20 protein-coding genes and 1 riboswitch are annotated in these 20614 nt (G+C 55.2%); of the genes, 9 read left to right on the top strand and 11 right to left on the bottom strand.

Annotation, left to right across the window (positions count from 1 at the left end; translation table 11 throughout):
- Positions 1–656: 656 nt before the first annotated feature.
- The gene (locus ACMV5H_RS02810) at positions 657–1418 is read left to right on the top strand and encodes an arylamine N-acetyltransferase family protein (protein WP_414821419.1); all 762 of its coding nucleotides are present in this window, start codon (positions 657–659) and stop codon (positions 1416–1418) included.
- Here ACMV5H_RS02810 and dusC read toward each other — a convergent pair.
- From dusC to rhlE, 3 genes are all read right to left on the bottom strand, one after another.
- Complete coding sequence (gene dusC, locus ACMV5H_RS02805) at positions 1415–2344, bottom strand: tRNA dihydrouridine(16) synthase DusC (RefSeq protein ID WP_414821418.1); 930 nt, start codon at positions 2342–2344, stop codon at positions 1415–1417. The genes ACMV5H_RS02810 and dusC overlap by 4 nt on opposite strands.
- A gap of 74 nt (positions 2345–2418) precedes the next feature.
- Entirely contained in the window at positions 2419–3378 is a 960-nt protein-coding gene (locus ACMV5H_RS02800; protein WP_414821417.1) for a D-2-hydroxyacid dehydrogenase family protein, read from the bottom strand.
- Positions 3379–3449: 71 nt separating this feature from the next.
- Complete coding sequence (gene rhlE / locus ACMV5H_RS02795) at positions 3450–4823, bottom strand: ATP-dependent RNA helicase RhlE (RefSeq protein ID WP_024483101.1); 1374 nt, start codon at positions 4821–4823, stop codon at positions 3450–3452.
- Between the two features lie 323 nt (positions 4824–5146).
- Between rhlE and cecR the strand changes: the two genes are divergently transcribed.
- From cecR to dinQ, 6 genes are all read left to right on the top strand, one after another.
- A complete protein-coding gene (gene cecR / locus ACMV5H_RS02790; RefSeq protein ID WP_115159167.1) occupies positions 5147–5845 on the top strand; it encodes a transcriptional regulator CecR in 699 nt (232 codons plus the stop codon).
- A 27-nt stretch (positions 5846–5872) separates the two neighbouring features.
- Complete coding sequence (gene hlyD, locus ACMV5H_RS02785) at positions 5873–6859, top strand: secretion protein HlyD (RefSeq protein ID WP_021805220.1); 987 nt, start codon at positions 5873–5875, stop codon at positions 6857–6859.
- Between the two features lie 9 nt (positions 6860–6868).
- Positions 6869–8605, top strand: a complete 1737-nt coding sequence (locus ACMV5H_RS02780) for an ATP-binding cassette domain-containing protein (protein WP_414821416.1) — start codon at positions 6869–6871, stop codon at positions 8603–8605.
- On the top strand, positions 8602–9738 hold the full coding sequence (locus tag ACMV5H_RS02775; protein ID WP_414821415.1) for an ABC transporter permease: 1137 nt from the start codon (positions 8602–8604) through the stop codon (positions 9736–9738). Before ACMV5H_RS02780 ends, ACMV5H_RS02775 begins: the two co-directional genes overlap by 4 nt.
- A gap of 9 nt (positions 9739–9747) precedes the next feature.
- The gene (locus tag ACMV5H_RS02770; RefSeq protein WP_094982709.1) at positions 9748–10854 is read left to right on the top strand and encodes an ABC transporter permease; all 1107 of its coding nucleotides are present in this window, start codon (positions 9748–9750) and stop codon (positions 10852–10854) included.
- A gap of 352 nt (positions 10855–11206) precedes the next feature.
- Positions 11207–11290 carry a damage-inducible type I toxin DinQ gene (gene dinQ / locus ACMV5H_RS02765; RefSeq protein ID WP_363136641.1) on the top strand — a complete coding sequence of 28 codons (84 nt, stop codon included), beginning with the start codon at positions 11207–11209 and terminating at the stop codon, positions 11288–11290.
- A 225-nt stretch (positions 11291–11515) separates the two neighbouring features.
- Here the strand turns inward: dinQ and ACMV5H_RS02760 are convergent, their stop codons facing one another.
- The 6 genes from ACMV5H_RS02760 to moaA form a co-directional block, all read right to left on the bottom strand.
- Entirely contained in the window at positions 11516–12223 is a 708-nt protein-coding gene (locus ACMV5H_RS02760) for a Bax inhibitor-1 family protein (RefSeq protein ID WP_021180400.1), read from the bottom strand.
- 125 nt (positions 12224–12348) lie between these two features.
- Positions 12349–12801, bottom strand: coding sequence for a molybdopterin synthase catalytic subunit MoaE (moaE, locus tag ACMV5H_RS02755; protein WP_021805225.1), 453 nt, complete (start codon positions 12799–12801; stop codon positions 12349–12351).
- Between the two features lie 2 nt (positions 12802–12803).
- Complete coding sequence (gene moaD / locus ACMV5H_RS02750) at positions 12804–13049, bottom strand: molybdopterin synthase sulfur carrier subunit (RefSeq protein WP_021805226.1); 246 nt, start codon at positions 13047–13049, stop codon at positions 12804–12806.
- Complete coding sequence (gene moaC, locus ACMV5H_RS02745; RefSeq protein WP_021180397.1) at positions 13046–13525, bottom strand: cyclic pyranopterin monophosphate synthase MoaC; 480 nt, start codon at positions 13523–13525, stop codon at positions 13046–13048. Before moaC ends, moaD begins: the two co-directional genes overlap by 4 nt.
- A gap of 3 nt (positions 13526–13528) precedes the next feature.
- A complete protein-coding gene (moaB, locus tag ACMV5H_RS02740; RefSeq protein WP_021805228.1) occupies positions 13529–14041 on the bottom strand; it encodes a molybdenum cofactor biosynthesis protein B in 513 nt (170 codons plus the stop codon).
- A 138-nt stretch (positions 14042–14179) separates the two neighbouring features.
- Positions 14180–15163, bottom strand: coding sequence for a GTP 3',8-cyclase MoaA (moaA, locus tag ACMV5H_RS02735; protein ID WP_021180395.1), 984 nt, complete (start codon positions 15161–15163; stop codon positions 14180–14182).
- Positions 15154–15296, bottom strand: a riboswitch (molybdenum cofactor riboswitch). It overlaps the preceding gene by 10 nt.
- A 263-nt stretch (positions 15297–15559) precedes the next feature.
- Here moaA and ACMV5H_RS02730 point away from each other — a divergent pair.
- Entirely contained in the window at positions 15560–16477 is a 918-nt protein-coding gene (locus ACMV5H_RS02730; RefSeq protein ID WP_024483111.1) for a gluconeogenesis factor YvcK family protein, read from the top strand.
- Here ACMV5H_RS02730 and ACMV5H_RS02725 read toward each other — a convergent pair.
- Complete coding sequence (locus ACMV5H_RS02725; RefSeq protein WP_021180393.1) at positions 16474–16719, bottom strand: VF530 family DNA-binding protein; 246 nt, start codon at positions 16717–16719, stop codon at positions 16474–16476. The two genes, ACMV5H_RS02730 and ACMV5H_RS02725, sit on opposite strands and share 4 nt — an antisense overlap.
- A gap of 102 nt (positions 16720–16821) precedes the next feature.
- Positions 16822–18834 (bottom strand): excinuclease ABC subunit UvrB, encoded by a 2013-nt coding sequence (uvrB, locus tag ACMV5H_RS02720; protein WP_179246202.1) that lies wholly within the window; start codon positions 18832–18834, stop codon positions 16822–16824.
- Positions 18835–19896: 1062 nt separating this feature from the next.
- Between uvrB and ACMV5H_RS02715 the strand changes: the two genes are divergently transcribed.
- Positions 19897–20607 carry an ABC transporter ATP-binding protein gene (locus tag ACMV5H_RS02715; protein WP_021805233.1) on the top strand — a complete coding sequence of 237 codons (711 nt, stop codon included), beginning with the start codon at positions 19897–19899 and terminating at the stop codon, positions 20605–20607.
- The last annotated feature ends 7 nt before the right edge of the window (positions 20608–20614 follow it).

Genomic DNA, 20614 nt, shown 5'->3' with positions numbered 1-20614 from the left:
AATAATTAGCCGAGGCAAAGCAAGCTAAACTGGTACATTCCCCCTCGCGATATAAACTATTGACGCATGGCTTTACTTTCATTGCAACAAACTTACAGGATAAAATTAACAAGTTGCAACATTAACACTTGAGAAACATAGCCTTACATCATCGCGTTATGGTACACACCCTGCGATCGTCGGTACTGACTACGTGGCCTTAAAACATTGTCCTTGAGCCCGAACTGGCTACTCAACGACGACTTCCCCATACAACAGAACTTCGTGGCCTTTATCGCAATATCACTAAACAACTTATTAAAAGTAATCTTTCAATCTGTTATTTAGCTAAGCAGCTAACTATCAATTTCCTGCTGCTGGATACTAATCTACGACTTTTTCAAACTATGTCAATACTGTTTTTAACAACATACGTTTATTCGCTAAATCGCTAATTTTAAACGGACTGAAATCGATACGCATTTGTCTTTCTGGTTAATTACAGACGGCGTTCACATGCTCGCAAGCCAGGTGGCCACGACCTGTCAGGAAGACGAGTGTATTGCATTGGCACAAGCGGCTTTACGCCAGCGATTTTCAGCACCGCACATATTGCTTCCCCGACTGCCGCAATTCCCGCTAATTTATGCAAAATTTCCCGTATAGCGAGAATTCTGGTGGACATACCACGCTATCTGCAACACATCGGCTTCACAGGCACACCACAGGCCGATCTGCAAACTCTGCAACAGCTGCATCGCTGCCATATGCTGGCGGTACCCTTCGAGAATTTGAGCATTATCTATCATCAGGGAATCGATCTCAGCGAGGCCGGGCTGTTCAGCAAAATCGTCGAGCATAATCGCGGTGGGTTTTGCTATGAATTGAACCGGATATTCGCCCTGCTGTTGCAGCAGATCGGCTTTAAGGTGACGTTTATATCCGGGGAAATCCACGCCAGAGACGGCTCTTTTGGTCCGCCATTTGACCATATGGCGCTGGTGGTGACCCTGGATCAGCCGTATCTGGTCGATGTAGGGTTTGGTGATTCTTTCCTCGCCCCGCTGAAAATCACCACCACCGAACAACAACCGCAGGCCAGCGGCACCTTTCATCTTGAGCAAGACGGTGAGTGGTATCATCTCGAGCGCCGCAACGGCGATCAGACCTCCCACGCCAAGACGCTTTATCGCTTTACCCTGCAACCCCGGCAGCCGGAAGAGTTTAGCGACATGTGTCACTATCACAGCACTTCGCCACAGTCGCATTTTACCCAAAAGCTGGTGTGCTCCCGCCCCACAGAGGATGGCCGCATCACCCTCAGCGAGTTAAAGCTGATCGTGACCCAAAACCATCATCGTAAGGAGTCTACGCTGCATTCGGAGGAAGAACGGTTGGAGGCGCTGCGACACTATTTCGCCATTGAAATAAGGAGTTAGCGGCAAATCACCCGTGCAATATCCTTGGAGTTGTTTAACGTGCGGATCTCGGTAAACAGCTCCGTGGCTTCCTGATACTCTTTGCGCAGGTAGCTGAGCCACTGTTTGATGCGGGCGACGTGATATAAACCGGTATCGCCCTGCTTTTCCAGATGCACGTACTTTTGCAATAGCTGCACCACCTGCGGCCAAGGCATACGCGGTTCGTTATATTTCACCACCCGGCTCAGGTTGGGGATGTTCAACGCTCCACGCCCCAGCATTACCGCGTCGCAGCCGGTGGCCTGAATACAGGCCTGCGCACTTTGATAGTCCCAGATTTCCCCGTTGGCAATCACCGGGATGGTCAAACGCTGGCGGATCTCACCGATCGCCTGCCAGTTGATGCGATCGGCTTTATAACCGTCCTCTTTGGTACGGCCATGAATGGTGATTTCGGTCGCCCCCGCTTGCTGCACCGCATCGGCAATTTCAAAGCTGCGGGAATCCGAATCCCAACCCAAGCGCACTTTAACCGTCACTGGCAGATGCGCAGGCACCGCGGTGCGCATCGCTTTGGCACCCTGATAAATCAGTTCGGGATCTTTGAGCAAGGTGGCCCCGCCGCCGCTGCCGTTGACATGTTTGGACGGGCAACCGCAGTTCAGATCGACACCATAAGAACCCAGTTCAACCGCCTGAGCGGCGTTTTCCGCCAACCATTCGGGATACTGGCCCAGCAGTTGCACCCGCACCTGGGTGCCGGATGGCGTTCTGCTGGCATGGTGCAGTTCCGGGCATAGCCGGTAGAAGGATTTGGCCGGCAGCCGCTGATCGATCACCCGCAGGAATTCGGTGATGCAGAGATCGTAATCGTTCACCTCGGTGAGCAATTCCCGCACCAGAGAGTCGAGTACCCCCTCCATTGGAGCCAATAATACGCGCATGCCTACCCCTGCAATCAAAGAGGGCGCAATGATACGGGCGAAAGAGGGAGCCAACAAGCCTCCCGCCGATAAAATTAGCCTAGCTTGCGCAGCGGCTCACCGGCAATAAAGGCCTGGATATCGGCAATCGCTTCCCGGAAATAGGTGCGGTAGTTATCATCCGCCACATAACCCACATGCGGCGTAGCCAGCACGTTGGGCAAGCCGCGCAATGGGTGATCGGCTGGCAGTGGCTCTACTTCAAACACGTCCAGCCCGGCACCGGCGATCTGCCCTGTTTGCAGCGCCTCAACCAACGCTTGTTGATCGACAATTGCCGCGCGTGAGGTGTTGATCAGGAATGCACTGGTTTTCATCTGCGCCAGCGCCTGGCGGTCGATCAGCCCACGGCTGCGATCGCATAACACCAGATGGACCGAAACAAAGTCACTCGCTGCCAACAGCACCTGTTTTGACTCGGCAAGTTGCACACCGAATTCCTGTGCCCTTTCAGCCGTCAGATTTTGGCTCCAGGCCACGACGTTCATACCAAACGCCTGTGCCACCTTTGCCATCTGGCCGCCGATCTTGCCCAGCCCCAGTAAGCCTAACGTTTTGCCATGCAAGGTGATGCCAACATGTTGCTGCCAAGGCCCGTTGGCACGCAATCCGCTGCTTTCAGCCACCAGATGCTTGGCCAAACCGAGGATGAGCGCCCAGGTCAGTTCCATCGGTGCTTCAGAACCGCTGGCGGTGCCACAAACGGTAATCCCTTGCCGGGTTGCCGCTGGCAGATCGATCGAAGCGTTGCGCATGCCTGAGGTGATCAGCAATTGCAGTTTTGGCAAACGGGCAAGCAATGCGGCGGTGAACGGCGAACGTTCTCGCATAATCACCACGATCTCGCAGTCGTTGATGCGGCTCACCAGTTGGTCTTCATCGTCAATATGCTCACACAGGGAGAAGACCTCGACCTGCTCGCCAAGGACGGACCAATCCGCCATCGTCAGCGCTACACCTTGGTAATCATCAAGAATTGCACACTTCAATTTCATCTGGACCTCCGGAAACAGGCGAAAAAAAACCGCCAATCAATGGCGGTTCAGTATAGATCATCAATCGAGGATCACTCAGACGGTTTACGGCTATGCGGACGGCGCGATGGAGCACCTGAACGTGGTTTGCCGTCACCCTGCGGGCGAGCACTGCCGCCGCCGCGATTTTCACGCTGACCGCCGCCATTGCCACTACGCTGGCCGCCACCGTTACCGGTACGCGGAGCGCCGCCGCCGTTGCCACGTGGAGCACCACGGCCACCACCAGCCTGACGGCCATTGATGATCGGTTCGGCTTTGATGCTTGGGTCCGGTTCATAGCCTGGCAGCGCAATGCGTGGAATTTCACGCTTGAGCAGGCGCTCAATATCACGCAGCAGTTTGTGTTCATCCACGCAGACCAACGAGATCGCCTCACCGGTACGTTCGGCACGGCCAGTACGGCCAATGCGGTGAACGTAATCTTCCGGTACGTTTGGCAGTTCGTAGTTCACCACGTGTGGCAACTGATCGATATCCAGGCCGCGCGCAGCGATGTCGGTAGCTACCAGCACACGGATTTTGCCGTCTTTAAAGTCGGCCAGTGCGCGGGTACGTGCGCCCTGGCTTTTATTGCCGTGGATGGCCGCAGCGGTGATACCATCTTTATTCAGTTGTTCAGCCAAATGGTTGGCACCGTGCTTGGTACGGTTAAATACCAGCACCTGCTTCCAGTCACCTTCGCCGATCATCTGGGAAAGCAGTTCACGCTTACGCTTCTTATCGACAAAGTGAACGCTCTGTTCAATTTGCTCAGATGCGGTGTTGCGGCGAGCCACTTCTACCGAGGCCGGGTTGGTCAGCAGTTTACTGGCCAGCCCTTTGATCTCATCGGAGAAGGTCGCGGAGAACAGCAGGTTCTGACGCTTGGCAGGCAGCTTGGACAGCACGCGGCGGATATCATGGATAAAGCCCATATCCAGCATGCGGTCGGCTTCGTCCAGCACCAGAATTTCAATTTTGGACAGATCAACCGCGTTCTGATGTTCCAGATCCAGCAGGCGACCCGGCGTTGCCACCAGGATGTCAACGCCGCCGCGCAGCTTCATCATCTGCGGGTTGATGCTCACACCACCAAACACCACCAGCGAACGCAGGCGCAGGTGTTTGCTGTAAGCCTCAACGTTTTCACCGATTTGTGCAGCCAGTTCACGGGTTGGCGTCAGGATCAACGCGCGCACCGGACGACGGCCTTTGATTGGGTGATCGTGTTTGCTCAGCAGCTGTAATAGCGGCAAGGTAAAACCAGCTGTTTTACCGGTGCCGGTCTGGGCGCTGGCCATCAGGTCACGGCCTGCCAATACCACCGGGATTGCCTGGCGTTGAATTGGCGTAGGTTCGCGATAGCCCTGTTCTTCAACAGCGCGCAGAATTTCAGCACTTAAGCCGAGGGTTTCAAATGACATAGTAGAGAAAAACTCCAGATCCCCCCTAACCTAAACAAATGTTCGGTGCAGTTTCCGGGAGGATTATCAGACGGGGCATAAGGAGGTACTCGCACTTTTTTGCGGCACATCCTCGGCATGACCTCGAGGGATTGGCACAAACTGCAGTGCACCAAGCGCGAGAGTGTAGCAGAAATCGAACAAGAAAAGGCAATTTTACGTGTTCACAGCACTTTTCGCCGAGCAAGCTCACGGAAAAGCAAAATGTTCTGGCCTGTGGTTTACATTTTAGCCCGCCCGGCCTAAAGTTAATCATATGATTGATTAACTTTTTGGGTCAACCTATGTCCTCTGCAGAAAACCCGCCACTAAGCCCTCTCAAACGGGGTGAGCAAGCGCGCCAACAACTGCTCACCGCCGCGATTGAAGTGTTCGGCGAATATGGCCTTTCGGGTGCCACCACGCGGCAAATCGCCCAGCGTGCCGGGCAGAACATCGCCGCTATCACCTATTATTTCAACTCGAAAGAGGGGTTATATCTGGCGGTAGCCCAGTGGATTGCCGACTTTATCCAGCAAAGCTTCCGCCCACTGAGCAAAGAAATCGAACGTTTCTATCAACTGCCCGCGGAGCAACGCCAGCCGGAGCGTTATCTCTACCATCTCAAAAGCGGGTTGCTGGCCTTTAGCCAACTGATGACCGAGCCCCACACGCTCAACCTGAGCAAGATTATGTCTCGCGAACAGCTTTCGCCAACCGATGCTTATCCGCTGATCCACCAGCAAGTGATAGCCCCGTTGCATCACTTACTGTGTCGCCTGTTAGCGGGCTACACCGGCATCGATGAGCGTTCCACCAAAATCGTCTTGCATACCCATGCGCTGATCGGTGAGGTTCTGGCATTCCGCGTTGGCCGGGAAACTTTGCTACGCCAGGCAGGCTGGCATCAGATCGCGGCAGAAGAAGCCGAGCAAATTAGCGAGGTGCTGGCCGAACATATCGACATTCTGGTTAACGGGCTACGCCAGCGTTACGCCGTCTAACTTTCCGTCTTGCGAGTAAGGAACATTATGAACAAGAAAAGAGTTGCCATTGTGGGTATAGCGATCGTGCTGATCGCCGCTGCGGCCTACGGTTTCTGGTCTTACCAACGCCAGCAGGACAAGCCTTTGACGCTGTATGGCAATGTAGATATCCGCACGGTCAACCTGGGTTTCCGCGTTAATGGCCGGTTGGCCTCACTGGCGGTAGACGAAGGGGACAGCGTGCAACAGGGGCAGCTGCTGGGCAAACTGGACGATGCCCCTTACCAGAACGCGTTGCTACAGGCACAGGCCAACGTTGCCAGCGCCAAAGCCAAACTGGATTTATTGCAGGCAGGCTACCGCAACGAGGAGATTGCTCAGGTACGATCCGAAGTGGCGCAACGGCAGTCGGCCTTCAGTTATGCCGACAGCTTCTTCCAACGTCAGCAGGGGCTATGGGCGAAAAAGGCCACCTCTGCCAACGCCCTGGAAGATGCCCGCACCGCGCGTAATCAGGCGCAGGCAAATTTGCAGGCGTCGAAAGACAAACTGTCGCAATACCTGACCGGTAACCGCCCACAGGAAATCGAACAGGCCAAAGCCAATCTGGCACTAGCCGAGGCAGCACTGGCGCAAGCCCAGTTGGATCTGCATGACACCACCCTGCTCTCACCGTCCGTTGGTACGGTAATGACGCGAGCCGTGGAGCCAGGCACCATGCTCAGCGCTGGCAGCACAGTGTTTACCCTATCGTTGACGCGGCCGGTATGGGTTCGTGCCTACATCAATGAAGCCAGCCTGGGTAGCGCTACGCCAGGTACCGAAGTCTTGATCGAGACCGACAGCCGCCCTGGCAAGCCTTATCACGGCAAGATCGGCTTTGTTTCCCCCACCGCGGAGTTCACTCCCAAAAGCGTAGAAACGCCAGATTTGCGTACCGATCTGGTCTACCGCCTGCGGATCATCGTCAACGATGCCGATGATGCCTTGCGTCAGGGGATGCCGGTTACCGTCCATTTCACACAACCGTAAGGAACCGTGATGGCACAGGCACATACGATTGAACTGGTGGCGTTGGAAAAACGCTTTCCATCACTCGATAAACCAGCGGTAGCCAGCCTGACGATCACGTTGCGCAGTGGCGCGGTGACCGGGCTGGTTGGCCCCGATGGCGCGGGCAAAACTACCCTGCTGCGCATGTTGGCAGGTTTGCTGCTCCCCAGCAGCGGCAAGCTGACCGTCGCCGGGTTGGATCCGATCGCACAGGATCGCCAGTTGCACGCCATTCTCGGTTACATGCCGCAAAAGTTTGGGCTGTATGAAGATCTGACGGTGATGGAAAATCTCACGCTTTATGCCGATCTGCGCGGAGTCACCGGCGATCTGCGTAAGCAAACCTTTGAGCGGTTGCTGACGTTTACCGATCTGACCCGCTTTACCGAACGTCTGGCGGGTAAGCTTTCCGGCGGGATGAAGCAAAAGCTAGGGCTGGCCTGTACGCTGCTTGGTCAACCTCAGGTGCTGCTGCTGGATGAGCCCGGCGTCGGCGTCGATCCCATTTCACGTCGTGAATTGTGGCGAATGGTGCATGAGCTGGCCAACGACGGCATGCTGATCCTGTGGAGTACCTCCTATCTAGACGAAGCTGAGCAGTGCCGCGAAGTGCTGCTGATGAACGAAGGTGAGTTGCTGTTCAGCGGCGCGCCACAGGATCTTACCCAGCACATGGCTGGCCGTACCATTTTGATCGACACCCCAGCCGGTAGCCACCGATCGCTGTTGCAGCGGGCGATCTGCCTGCCTGCGGTTAGCGACGGTGTGATCCAGGGGAAATATCTGCGGCTGATCCTCAAGCCGGGTGAAGATCACCAGCAGGTATTGCGGGATCTGGATCTGCCACAGGCCGAATTAACCGAGGCCGAACCGCGTTTTGAGGATGCGTTTATCGATCTGCTGGGCGGCGGCCCGAACAGCAAATCCGCCCTGGCCGAGATCATGCCTACGGTAACGGGCGACAACTCGGAAACGGTGATCGAAGCACAGGGGTTGACCAAAAAATTCGGCGACTTTGCGGCCACCGATCATGTGGATTTCAAGGTGCAGCGCGGCGAGATTTTTGGCCTGCTTGGCCCCAACGGCGCGGGCAAATCCACCACCTTCAAGATGATGTGTGGCCTGCTGGTACCTAGCGATGGCAAAGCGCTGGTGCTCGGTATGGATCTAAAAACCAGCTCCGGCAAAGCGCGCCAGCATCTGGGCTATATGGCGCAGAAATTTTCGCTGTATGGCAACCTGACGGTGGCCCAGAACCTGAAGTTTTTCTCTGGCGTTTATGGGCTAAGCGGTAAGAGCCAGCGCGATAAAATCGAGGAGATGTCTCGCGCCTTCAACTTCGCCCCGATCCTCAACCAAACGCCGGATTCGCTGCCGCTCGGTTTCAAACAGCGGCTGGCGCTGGCCTGCGCGCTGATGCATGAGCCAGATATTCTGTTTCTTGATGAGCCCACCTCGGGCGTCGATCCCCTGACCCGGCGCGAGTTCTGGCTGCACATCAACGGCATGGTGGATAAAGGCGTGACGGTGATGGTCACCACCCACTTTATGGATGAAGCGGAATACTGCGATCGTATCGGCCTGGTGTATCGCGGCAAAATTATCGCTGCCGGTACGCCAGACGATCTCAAACAGCAGATAGCCAGCGAGCAAAACCCCAACCCTTCGATGGAAGAAGCGTTTATCGAACTGGTGCAGGGTTACGATCGGGAGGAGACTGCATGAACAGCGACAACGGCTTTTCCTGGCGGCGGCTGCGGGCGTTGTGCCTGAAAGAAACCCGGCAGATATTGCGCGATCCCAGCAGCGGACTGATTGCCTTCGTCATTCCGTTGATGCTGCTGTTTATCTTTGGCTACGGCATCAATCTGGATTCCAGCAAGCTACGGCTGGGGATCCTGATGGAGCAGCAAAGCGAAGAGGCTCGCGATCTGGCCAATGCCTTTATCGGCTCGCCCTATATTGAACCGACCGTCAGCGATAACCGCCAGCAGCTGATCCAGATGATGCAGGCTGGCAGCATCCGCGGCCTGGTAGTGATCCCCAGCGATTTTGCCGAGCATTTGGCAAGGCCCAACGACCGTGCTCCGTTGCAGGTCATTACTGACGGCAGCGAGCCCAATACCGCCAACTTTGTGCAAGGCTATACCCAGGGGATCTGGCAAATCTGGCAGCAACAGCGCGCCACCGATCTGGGGCGTGATGACAAGCCACTGATTGAAGTCCAGATGCGCTACTGGTTTAACCCGGCGGCCATCAGCCAGCACTTTATTATTCCGGGGGCCATCACCATTATCATGACGGTGATCGGTGCCATTCTGACCTCGTTGGTGATCGCCCGCGAATGGGAGCGTGGCACCATGGAGGCACTGCTTTCCACCCAGGTCACACGCAGCGAGCTGCTGCTGTCCAAGCTGGTGCCGTACTATTTCCTGGGCATGATCGCCATGGTGCTGTGTATGGTGGTTTCGGTATTTGTACTCGGCGTGCCCTACCGTGGCTCCCTGCTGCTGCTGTTCGTGATCAGTAGCCTGTTCCTGGCCAGCACGCTCGGCATGGGGCTGTTAATCTCGACCATCACCCGCAACCAGTTTAACGCGGCAATGGTAGCCCTGAACGCCGCCTTTTTACCTTCAATTATGCTGTCTGGATTTATCTTCCAGATCGACAGTATGCCCGCCGTGGTGCGTGCGGTGACCTATATCATTCCGGCGCGCTACTTTGTCAGCACGCTGCAAACACTGTTCCTGGCGGGCAACATCGGCACCGTGTTGGTGATTAACCTGCTGTTTTTGATCGCCTCGGCGGTGGTGTTTATCGGCCTGACGGCCTGGAAAACCCAGCGGCGGCTGGATTAAGGGGAAGCCATGTTTCACCGTCTCTGGACGTTGATCGTTAAAGAAATGCAGTCGTTGCTGCGCGATCCGCAGACCCGCGCGATCCTGATTATGCCGGTGTTGTTGCAGGTGGTGTTGTTCCCGTTCGCCGCCACGCTGGAAGTCACCAACGCCACCATCGCGGTGTACAGTGAGGACAGCGGCCAGCACTCCATTGAGCTGACTCAGCGCCTCGCCAAAGCCAAAGCCTTTTCTCACGTGCTGTTGTTACGCAGCCCGCAGGAGATTAGAACCACCATTGATAATCAGAAGGCGCTGCTGCTGGTCCGCTTCCCGGCCAACTTCTCACGGGATATCGCCAGCGGTAATACCGCGCCGTTGCAGTTGATCCTCGATGGTCGTAACTCCAACAGCGCGCAGATCGCCGCCAACTATGTGCAGCAGATCGTGCAAGACTACCAGAATGAGCTGATTGGGCAGCGTACCAAGCCCAACAACAGCGAACTGGTGGTGCGTAACTGGTATAACCCGAATCTGGATTACAAATGGTTCGTGGTGCCTTCGCTGATCGCGATGATCACCACCATCGGCGTACTGATCGTTACCTCACTTTCCGTCGCGCGTGAACGTGAGCAAGGCACGTTAGAGCAGTTATTGGTTTCGCCTTTAACCACCTGGCAGATCTTTATCGGCAAGGCGGTACCGGCCCTGATCATTGCCACCTTCCAGGCTTCGATCGTGTTGTTTATCGGTATCTTTGCCTATCAGATCCCGTTTGCCGGTTCGCTGCTGCTGTTCTATGGCACCATGCTGGTTTACGGGCTGTCTTTGGTGGGCTTCGGGCTGCTGATTTCTTCGCTGTGCGCGACGCAGCAGCAGGCATTTATCGGGGTGTTTGTGTTTATGATGCCGGCGATACTGCTTTCCGGCTATGTCTCGCCAGTGGAGAATATGCCGGTTTGGCTACAGCATCTTACCTGGGCCAACCCTATCCGCCACTTCACCGATATCACCAAGCAGATCTACCTCAAGGATGCCGGGCTCACTATCATCTGGCACAGCCTGTGGCCATTACTGGTGATCACCGCCACCACCGGCAGCGCGGCCTATGCCATGTTCCGGCGCAAGATTGCCTGAATTTCGGGCGTAAAAAAACCGACGGGTGAGGTCGGTTTTTTTACTTTCCGGCACTGAGTTGGTGGCTCTAGCCGGAGTGAGGCAGTCCACATCTAACGTAATCAGTATACGCAGGATTTGATTGATTTTCAAACTACCGCATAGACGATATAATCAGCAGGTTAGCGCTGTTTGCTGCGGAACTCTGGTCTGCGAGGGAAAGTATTCAAGTCCTGGCTGGAGTGACGGGTGGTGCCGGTTCTGGTGCTCTAGCCAGAGTGAAGCAGTCCACATCTAACAATGAAGGGCAACCCCTATAACAGGCAGTGTAAGGGCAAGTAGGGGGCTTTCACTCCATTTATGGAGAAAATGGGTGAAAGCTTTAATCGATAAAGTTCTCATCGTTCTGAAAGCGCTGGTTGCGCTGCTGGAACTGATCCGCCGGTTCATCGATTGATGATGGTGGAAACGTAGCTAAGGCCGGGGAGTTAACCACTCTCCGGCTTTTAATATTTGCGTCTAGGGGATCGCGTTTTATTGGTGACCCAGCCCGTCCCCCCCCTATCCCAAAGGGCGAGGGAGCTTGTACAGCGCTAGAGTTAACTACAGGAGTAAAACTGAGGCACCTTCGGTTCCCTCTCCTGGGGGAGAGGGATTGAGTGAGGGCGCCAACTTTCCGCTTTTAGCGGCGGTTGCCGAAGATACGCAGGAGCATCAGGAACAGGTTGATAAAGTCGAGATACAGCGTCAATGCGCCAACGATAGCGTATTTGCGGAAGCTGTCTTTATCATCGGCATTCAGCTGTTCACCCATCGCTTTCAGTTTCTGGGTGTCATACGCCGTCAGGCCCACAAATACCAGCACGCCGATATAGGTGATTGCCCACATCAGCGCCGGGCTTTTCAGCCAGATGTTCACCAGTGAAGCCAGCACAATACCAATCAGCCCCATAAACAGCATACTACCGAAACCGCTCAAATCGCGTTTGGTCGTGTAGCCGTACAGGCTCATCGCGCCGAACATACCCGCAGTGACCACGAAGGTGCTGGCGATCGAGCTATAGGTGTAGGCAATGAAGATGCTCGATAGCGTTAACCCGGTCAGCGCCGAGTAAAGCATAAATAGCCCAGTGGCCATGGTGCCGCTCAGGCGGTTAACCATGCCGGAAATCACAAACACCAGGCCCAACTGCAGGATAATCAGCCCAAAGAAGGTGATCTGGCTAGAGAAAATAAAGTTGATGATCGCAGGCGTATGCGCTGCATACCAGGAAACAAATGCGGTCAACAGCAAGCCACAGGTCATCCAGCCATACACCTGCGCCATATAAGCCTGAATGCCGCTGTTGGCACGTTCAACGATCGAACCATTACGTGGATATCGGTCCATGACGGTTACCTTTTACATGTGAGCCAAGTTTCGGGGAACTTCCCCTGCCAATAGTAAGCGTATCACAGAAAACGCTACGCGAAACGGGCAAAGGTATTGATTTATTTCCGCTGTTGAGGCGCGATTTACCAACGCTTGGCGGCTTGTTTATCCGTATCGCGAGCCTCTACCCAGCGGTCTCCCTGCCCGGTCGCCTCACGTTTCCAGAAGGGAGCTCGGGTTTTCAGGTAATCCATAATAAATTGTGCCGCCTCAAAGGCCATACTGCGGTGGGCGCTGGTCACGCCGACAAACACAATTTCATCACCAGGAAAGAGATCACCGATACGGTGGATCACCGTTACCCGTTGCAATGGCCAACGGGTTCTTGCCTCTGCAACGATCTCTTCAAGGGCTTTTTCAGTCATGCCAGGGTAATGCTCCAACGACAGCGCGCTGACGTCATCCCCCAGATTGTGATTGCGTACCTTGCCGGTAAAGGTCACCACCGCGCCGTCATCATCACACTGTGCCAGCCACTGGTATTCTTCACCTACGCTAAAAGTTGCCTGGCCAACGCGGATACGAGTATTTTCCACTGTTAACCTCCGGTTACCGGTGGAAAGAAAGCCACTTCATCACCGGCTTGCAGCGGATGCTCTGCGGCCACCAGCGATTGGTTGACCGCCGTCAGCAATTTACCGGGCTCCAGCGCCAGCGCCCAACGATCGCCACGCTCGCACAGCGATTTACGCAGCTCTTCAACCGTAAGATACTGCGCTGGCAGGTTCAGCGTGCTGGTGCCGACCAGTTCACGCACCTGGGCGAAAAACAGAATAGTGATCATAATTCCACCTTAAAATCACCGGACTTGCCGCCGCTTTTTGCCAGCAGCCGCACCGGGCCAATGACCATATCTTTCTGTACCGCTTTGCACATGTCGTAGATGGTGAGCGCGGCCACCGAAGCGGCAGTCAACGCCTCCATTTCAACCCCGGTTTTACCGGTCAAACGGCAGCAGGTTTCGATACGCACGCGGTTAAATTCCGGCTGCGCTTCGAGCTGTACTTCCACCTTGCTCAGCATCAACGGATGGCAAAGGGGGATCAGTTCCCAGGTACGCTTCGCGGCCTGAATACCGGCAATACGCGCCGTGGCGAATACGTCGCCTTTATGGTGGCTGCCGTCGATAATCATCGCCAGCGTTGCCGCCTGCATTTCAACAAAAGCCTCGGCACGGGCTTCACGTACCGTCTCCGCTTTGGCAGAGACATCGACCATATGGGCCTCGCCAGCGGCGTTAATGTGGGTTAGCTGCGTCATGGATTATTTCTTCAAATGGGGTAAGAAGTTGCACGGGCGATGGCGCGCGTCCAACTGTTCTTCAATAATACGTTCCCAGGCGGTACGACAGGCGCGGGTGGAACCCGGCATGGCGAAGATCACCGTCTGGTTGGCAATACCGGCCACCGCGCGGGACTGGAGGGTCGCGGTGCCGATCTCTTCGTATGACACCATGCGGAACAGTTCGCCGAACCCTTCCACTTCACGGTCAAACAGCGGCAATAGCGCTTCTGGCGTATTGTCCCCGGAGGTAAAGCCGGTGCCACCGTTAATCAACACGGCCTGCACGTCATCGCTGGCAATCCATGCGGAAACCTGCGCACGGATCTGATAAATATTGTCTTTGACCAAGGCACGTGCCACTACCTGATGGCCGGTTTCCTGCGCGGCTTCCTGTAGATATTGCCCGGAGGTGTCGTCCACTTCAGTGCGGCGATCCGAAACGGTCAGAATGGCAATCTTTGCCGCAATAAATTCACTGCTGATTTGGCTCATTGTGTGTTGTGCTCCTGCTCATTGGATGCTCGGTTAGACTTGGCGTTGCCCCCTCACCCTAACCCTCTCCCACAGGGAGAGGGGACCGATCGAGCTCATATTAATCATCTGGCGTTCCCCGAGGCTATAGGGGACGTGTTAACCGCCGATAAACGATAAGTTCTGCGTGAGACCGCTATTGCCCTGATGCAGGAAGTGGGTCTGCTTTTTGGTTTGCAGCCCGCTTTGAATGCGCATTTTCAGCTGTTCCAACTGGCCGTCATCCGCCAGCAGATCGCGTAGGGTAATCCCTTGCTCACCAAACAGGCACAGATGCAGATTGCCAATGGCGGAAACCCGAAGGCGGTTGCAACTGGCACAGAAATCTTTTTCGTACGGCATGATCAGCCCAATCTCGCCCTGATAATCCGGGTGGCTGAATACCTGCGCCGGGCCATCACTGCGGCCACGGACTTGGCGCTGCCAGCCCTGCTGCTCCAACTGCAGGCGGATCACTTCGCCAGACACATGGTGCTTGCGGAACAGATCGCTGCCATCGCCGGTTTCCATCAGTTCGATAAACCGCAGTTGGATTGGCCGATCCTTGATCCAGTTAAGGAAGCTGCCCAGTTGCTGGTGATTGACATCACGCATCAGCACCGCATTCACCTTCACCTTGCTGTAACCGGCGGTAAAGGCGGCATCGATGCCCTCCATCACCTGGCGGAACTTGTCCTGGCCGGTGATGGCATGAAACTGGCGTGCATCAAGGCTGTCTACGCTAACGTTAATCGCCGTGAGGCCCGCATCACGCCAACTGGCCACATCACGTGCCAGGCGATAGCCGTTGGTGGTTACAGCCAAGGTTCGGATGGCCGGGTTTTCGCGCACGGCGGCAATAATGTCGGTAAAATCGCGGCGTAAAGAAGGCTCACCGCCGGTCAGGCGTACCTTTTCGGTACCCAGTTCGGCAAAGGCACGGCTGACGCGCCGAATTTCATCCAGAGAGAGGAAGGTCTTGGGGCTGCCGCTCGGTTTATAGCCATCCGGCAGACAGTAGGTGCAACGAAAGTTACACACGTCGGTGATCGACAGGCGCAAATAGTAGAATTTGCGCTCAAAAGCATCAATAAGTTGCGGCACCTGTAACACCTTCCAAATACGGGAGATGCGAGCGTTTCCACTCTGCACCCTGGTGGCTGACTTCGCCACGGCCAAGATACCCTATCGCTCCAAAGAACAACGTAGGTACCAAGGCTAGGAGTTTTGATCCCATCCCCGCTACCTCAAGTAGCCGGAACGAAACCGTGGTTTTCCAGAGAATTCTAGCGCTAAACAGCCGCGATAGCCAATGTGGATTAACGCTATATACTTGTGTATACAGCGAATTTTCACCCTCTCAAGTCTGGATAACCATAATAAACAACCGTTACGCCAGCGAATTGACCAGAATCACGCAAATCGCACTCTTTATCGCGTTTTTGTGTCAAATCCGCTACTTTATGCAGGCAGTCTACCTACCCTGAGTTAAGGAATTTTATGCGCAACCGTACCCTGGCCGATCTTGATCGCGTCGTGGCATTAGGTGGTGGTCACGGTCTTGGCCGTGTGATGTCTTCGCTGTCGTCGTTGGGCTCTCGCCTGACCGGCATTGTCACCACGACCGATAACGGCGGTTCTACCGGCCGCATCCGCCGTTCTGAAGGCGGCATTGCCTGGGGTGACACCCGTAATTGCCTCAATCAGCTGATTACCGAGCCTAGCGTCGCCTCGGCGATGTTTGAATACCGTTTTAGCGGCAACGGCGAGTTGGCGGGGCATAACCTGGGGAATCTGATGCTGAAAGCCTTGGATCACCTGAGCGTGCGCCCACTGGAGGCGATCAATCTGGTTCGTAGTCTGCTAAAGATCGACGCGGCGCTGATCCCGATGTCGGAGCAACCGGTCGATCTGATGGCCCACGATCATGAGGGGCACCAGGTCTACGGTGAAGTCAATATCGATCAACTGAGGATCATGCCGCAAGAGCTGATGCTCTCCCCGCCGGTACACGCCACCCGTGAAGCGGTTGAGGCAATCGCGCAGGCCGATCTGATCCTGATCGGGCCAGGCAGTTTTCTTACCAGCCTGATGCCACTGTTGCTGCTTGAGGATCTGACTCAGGCCCTGCGCCGCAGCAGCGCCAATATGGTGTATATCGGTAACCTGGGCCGCGAGCTGAGCGTCGCCGCAGCCGCACTGACGCTGCAAGACAAACTTGCGCTGATGGAAGAGAAGATCGGCCGTAAAATGATTGACGCGGTGATCGTTGGCCCGGCGGTGGATACCAGCGCCATGCAGGATCGCATTGTGGTGCAACAACCGCTGGAAGCCAGCGATATCCCTTATCGCCACGATCGCCAACTATTACGCCAGGCGCTGGATACCGCGTTGGTGCAGCTAGCTAGCCGCGGTTAATCTTGACCCCGGAGCCAAGGATTATCGCTAACGCTGTCGATGTAGAGATCTTCCACCTGCTTGCGTGCCCACGGGGTGCGGCGCAAGAACTTGAGGCTGGATTTGATGCTCGGATCGCTGCTGAAGCAGTTGATGCGAATACGCTCTGCCAGCCCGTTCCAGCCATATTGGGCTACCAGCTTGTTCAGCAGTTGCTCCAGCGTAATGCCGTGTAACGGGTCTTTGGATGGGGTTGCGGTCATGGCGGCTACTCGTCTCAATACTTGGGGCGCACACCTTAATCAGCAAACGGGCGTACGGCAAGAAAATTTACCGGGGCGTGCATACCACGCCCCTTAAGTTCACTATGATAGCGCGATAAATTGCTCGCGCAGCTGGTGAATTTCATCACGCACCGCAGCAGCCTGTTCGAACTCCAGATTCTGCGCATGAGAATACATCTGTGCCTCCAGCTCCTGGATTTTTTGCTCCAGCGCTTTGGGGGTGAGCAGTTGGTATTGCGCCGCGCTCTCTGCCGCTTTGCCCTTCCCTTTGTGCTTGCCACGGCTGCTTGGTTGCCCAAGCTGCAGAATATCCGAAACCTTCTTGTTCAGGCCCTGAGGTACGATACCGTTGGCTTCGTTATGCGCCTGCTGCTTGGCGCGGCGGCGTTCCGTTTCACCGATCGCCTTGGCCATGGAATCGGTGATCCTGTCGCCATACAGGATCGCTTTACCGTTGAGGTTACGCGCCGCTCGGCCAATGGTCTGGATCAGTGAGCGCTCAGAACGCAGGAACCCTTCCTTATCTGCGTCCAGGATCGCTACCAGCGACACCTCTGGCATGTCCAGGCCTTCCCTTAACAGGTTGATGCCCACCAGCACGTCAAACTCGCCCAGACGCAAATCACGGATGATTTCGACACGTTCTACCGTATCGATATCCGAATGCAGATAACGCACCCGCTCCCCGTGCTCTTCCAGGTATTCTGTCAGGTCTTCTGCCATGCGTTTGGTCAACGTGGTGACCAGTACGCGCTCGTTGATAGCCACGCGCTTGCGGATCTCGGAAAGCAGATCGTCCACCTGAGTGGTCACCGGGCGCACTTCCACGATCGGATCCAGCAGGCCGGTTGGGCGCACCACCTGATCGATAATATCGCCGCCGGATTTCTCCAGCTCATATTTGCCCGGCGTGGCGGACACGTAGATGGTCTGCGGTGCCGCAGCGGCAAACTCTTCAAAACGCATTGGCCGGTTATCCAGCGCCGAAGGCAAGCGGAAGCCGTATTCCACCAGCGTCTCTTTACGCGAGCGGTCGCCTTTGAACATGCCTCCGATCTGCGGGATGGTGACGTGGGATTCATCTACCACCAGCAACCCGTCAGCCGGCAGATAGTCGAACAAGGTTGGCGGTGGCTCGCCCTCACCGCGCCCTGAAAGATAGCGCGAGTAGTTTTCGATACCGGAGCAGTAACCCAGCTCGTTCATCATTTCCAGATCGAACTGGGTACGCTGCGTCAAGCGCTGTTCTTCCAACAGCTTGTTGTTTTCCAGCAGCACTTTGCGCCGCTGAGCCAACTCCACCTTGATCTCTTCCATCGCCTGCACGATACGTTCACGCGGGGTGACGTAGTGAGATTTGGGATAAATGGTAAAGCGTGGCACCACCTGCTCAATCTGGCCGGTTAGCGGATCGAACAGCGACAGGCGTTCGACCTCTTCGTCGAACAGTTCAACGCGCAGCGCCAGCTCATCCGATTCCGCCGGGAAAATGTCGATCACTTCGCCACGCACGCGGAAGGTGGCGCGCTGGAAGGCCTGATCGTTGCGGGTATATTGCAGCTCGGCCAGACGGCGCAGGATCGAACGCTGATCGATGATCATGCCCTTGGTCAGGTGCAACATCATTTTCAGGTACAGATCCGGATCGCCCAGGCCGTAGATCGCGGAAACCGAAGCCACCACTACCACGTCACGCCGTTCTAGCAGCGCTTTGGTGGCCGACAGGCGCATCTGCTCGATATGTTCGTTGACCGAGGCGTCTTTCTCGATAAAGGTATCGGAGCTAGGTACATAGGCTTCTGGCTGATAGTAATCGTAGTAGGAGACAAAATATTCCACCGCATTCTCGGGAAAGAACTCTTTCATCTCGCCATACAGCTGGGCCGCCAGGGTCTTGTTGGGCGCCAGCACCATGGTGGGCCGGTTGAGATCGGCGATCACATTGGCGATGGTAAAGGTTTTACCCGAGCCGGTAACCCCCAGCAGCGTTTGGTGCGCCAGGCCGTCTTCCAGCCCCTCTTCCAACTTTTGGATGGCTTGCGGCTGATCGCCGGCCGGTTTGAATTCGGAATGCAGTTTGAAATGTTTGCTCATATCCCCATCATCTTTCAGGTTTGCGGCCAGACGGTAGCGGCCTAATTATGGAAAGACCGGAAGATTTCCGCCAGTGCCCATGATACTGGATATAAAACCAGCTTCAAGCGGATTTACGCTATTACGGCCGTTAACGGGGCGCGAACGCACCGGCAAGGTGACAATACCATGACATTTTTATTGTCAATCACCCTGTTATCCCCAGAATGCGATACAAATTAACTTTTGGCCCGGATTGCGCTGAAAAACTGCCCATCGACACATTAACGATATACGTTGGCTTGATTTTAATTAACCTGTTGATATTAAATTACTTTAATAAAAAGACGAGAATGCGGACAACCTGCGCACAACCCGCGCCCGCTCTCTGTTCACACCGCTTTTCTAAGTATAATGCACAAGGTTATCCACAGGAATAGTGGATAACTCTCACTACCCCATGGGGGGCGGGAGTTGCGGAAAGAACGCTTTTCCCAATGAAACGTCAACTGAGTCGGTTTTTTAGTTATTTTTTTACAATAATTCTGCTTTGGTTATGCCGATTAATGCTAAAAGCCGTGATAACGAAAACGCTCTTTTCGCTATTTTGCTTTTCAGGGGTTGCAAGTTGCGGCAACAACCTTTAGGGCTTGCACCAACAGCTCGCCGTGCCGCACGGTAACGGTGCAAAAAACGCCCAAGTTAACTTTATTGCGCTGACAGCCCCCTGCATACCGGGCTTAAATCAGTTAACAAAACACTAACAAACCACCTTTTTTGTTGCGCAACACCTGATGGCCTAGGAATTGCATATCCTGGTTCAGGGGCGTTACCTTGCAGAAGAACCGGCAAACTCTGGCGAAAATCGGCCGCAGCCAGCTCGGTTATCTTCGGCGAAAAAGTTCATTGCATACCAAAACCCCCCCCTAGAGCCGCCAAACGACCGGTAGCGGCCATTTTCCAATTTTTAGCCTGAGCCGCGATTAGGGTAATCAGCACAGCATTTGCCACACCCGGGAGAGACACCGCTTGCTGCGGTCAACGTTATCCATACGTGAATATCGGTCTTGGAGGAGATGCCAAATGTTAAGCTTAAGGGCGGTAAACCAATATTATGGGCAACAGCATACGCTGTGGGATGTCAGCCTTGAGTTACCTCGTGGGCAATGCACCCTGTTGCTTGGCCGCAATGGAGTGGGCAAAACCACGCTGATCAATTGCATCATGGGACACCTGCCGATCGTCAGCGGCAGCATGACCTGGCAGTTGGCGGATGAGCCACCGCAAAACCTGTTGCCACAGCCGGTAGAAAACCGGGCGTTACTGGGCATTGGTTACGTGCCACAAGGGCGGCAAATCTTTTCCCAACTGAGCGTTGAAGAGAACCTGCAGGTGGCCTTGCTGGCCGGGCGTGACAAGGTCCGCCGTATGCCACCCATCATTTACAATCTGTTCCCCCGGCTGCAGGCGATGCGTATGCGCCGTGCGGGCGACCTGTGCCAAAGCGAGCAACAGCAGTTGGCATTAGGCCGCGCTCTGATGCTGGAGCCGGAACTGCTGATCCTGGATGAACCCACCGCCGGTATGTCACCTTCCCTGGCGACGGAGATCGGCCAGGTACTCCGTAAGCTGAATCAGGAACTGGGCATGACCATTTTGCTGGTTGAGCACCAACTCCCCTTTGCCCGCCATCTGGCCGACCGCTTCTGCTTGATGGATAAAGGCCGTAACGTGGCCAATGGCACGCTGGGGCAGTTGGATGAGGGGCTGATTGATGCCTATCTGACGGAGTGATTTGGCC

The sequence above is a fragment of the Serratia sp. N21D137 genome (assembly GCF_047530005.1).
Classification (GTDB): Bacteria; Pseudomonadota; Gammaproteobacteria; order Enterobacterales; family Enterobacteriaceae; genus Chania; species Chania fonticola_B.
This window is presented reverse-complemented; position numbering and strand designations above follow the sequence as displayed.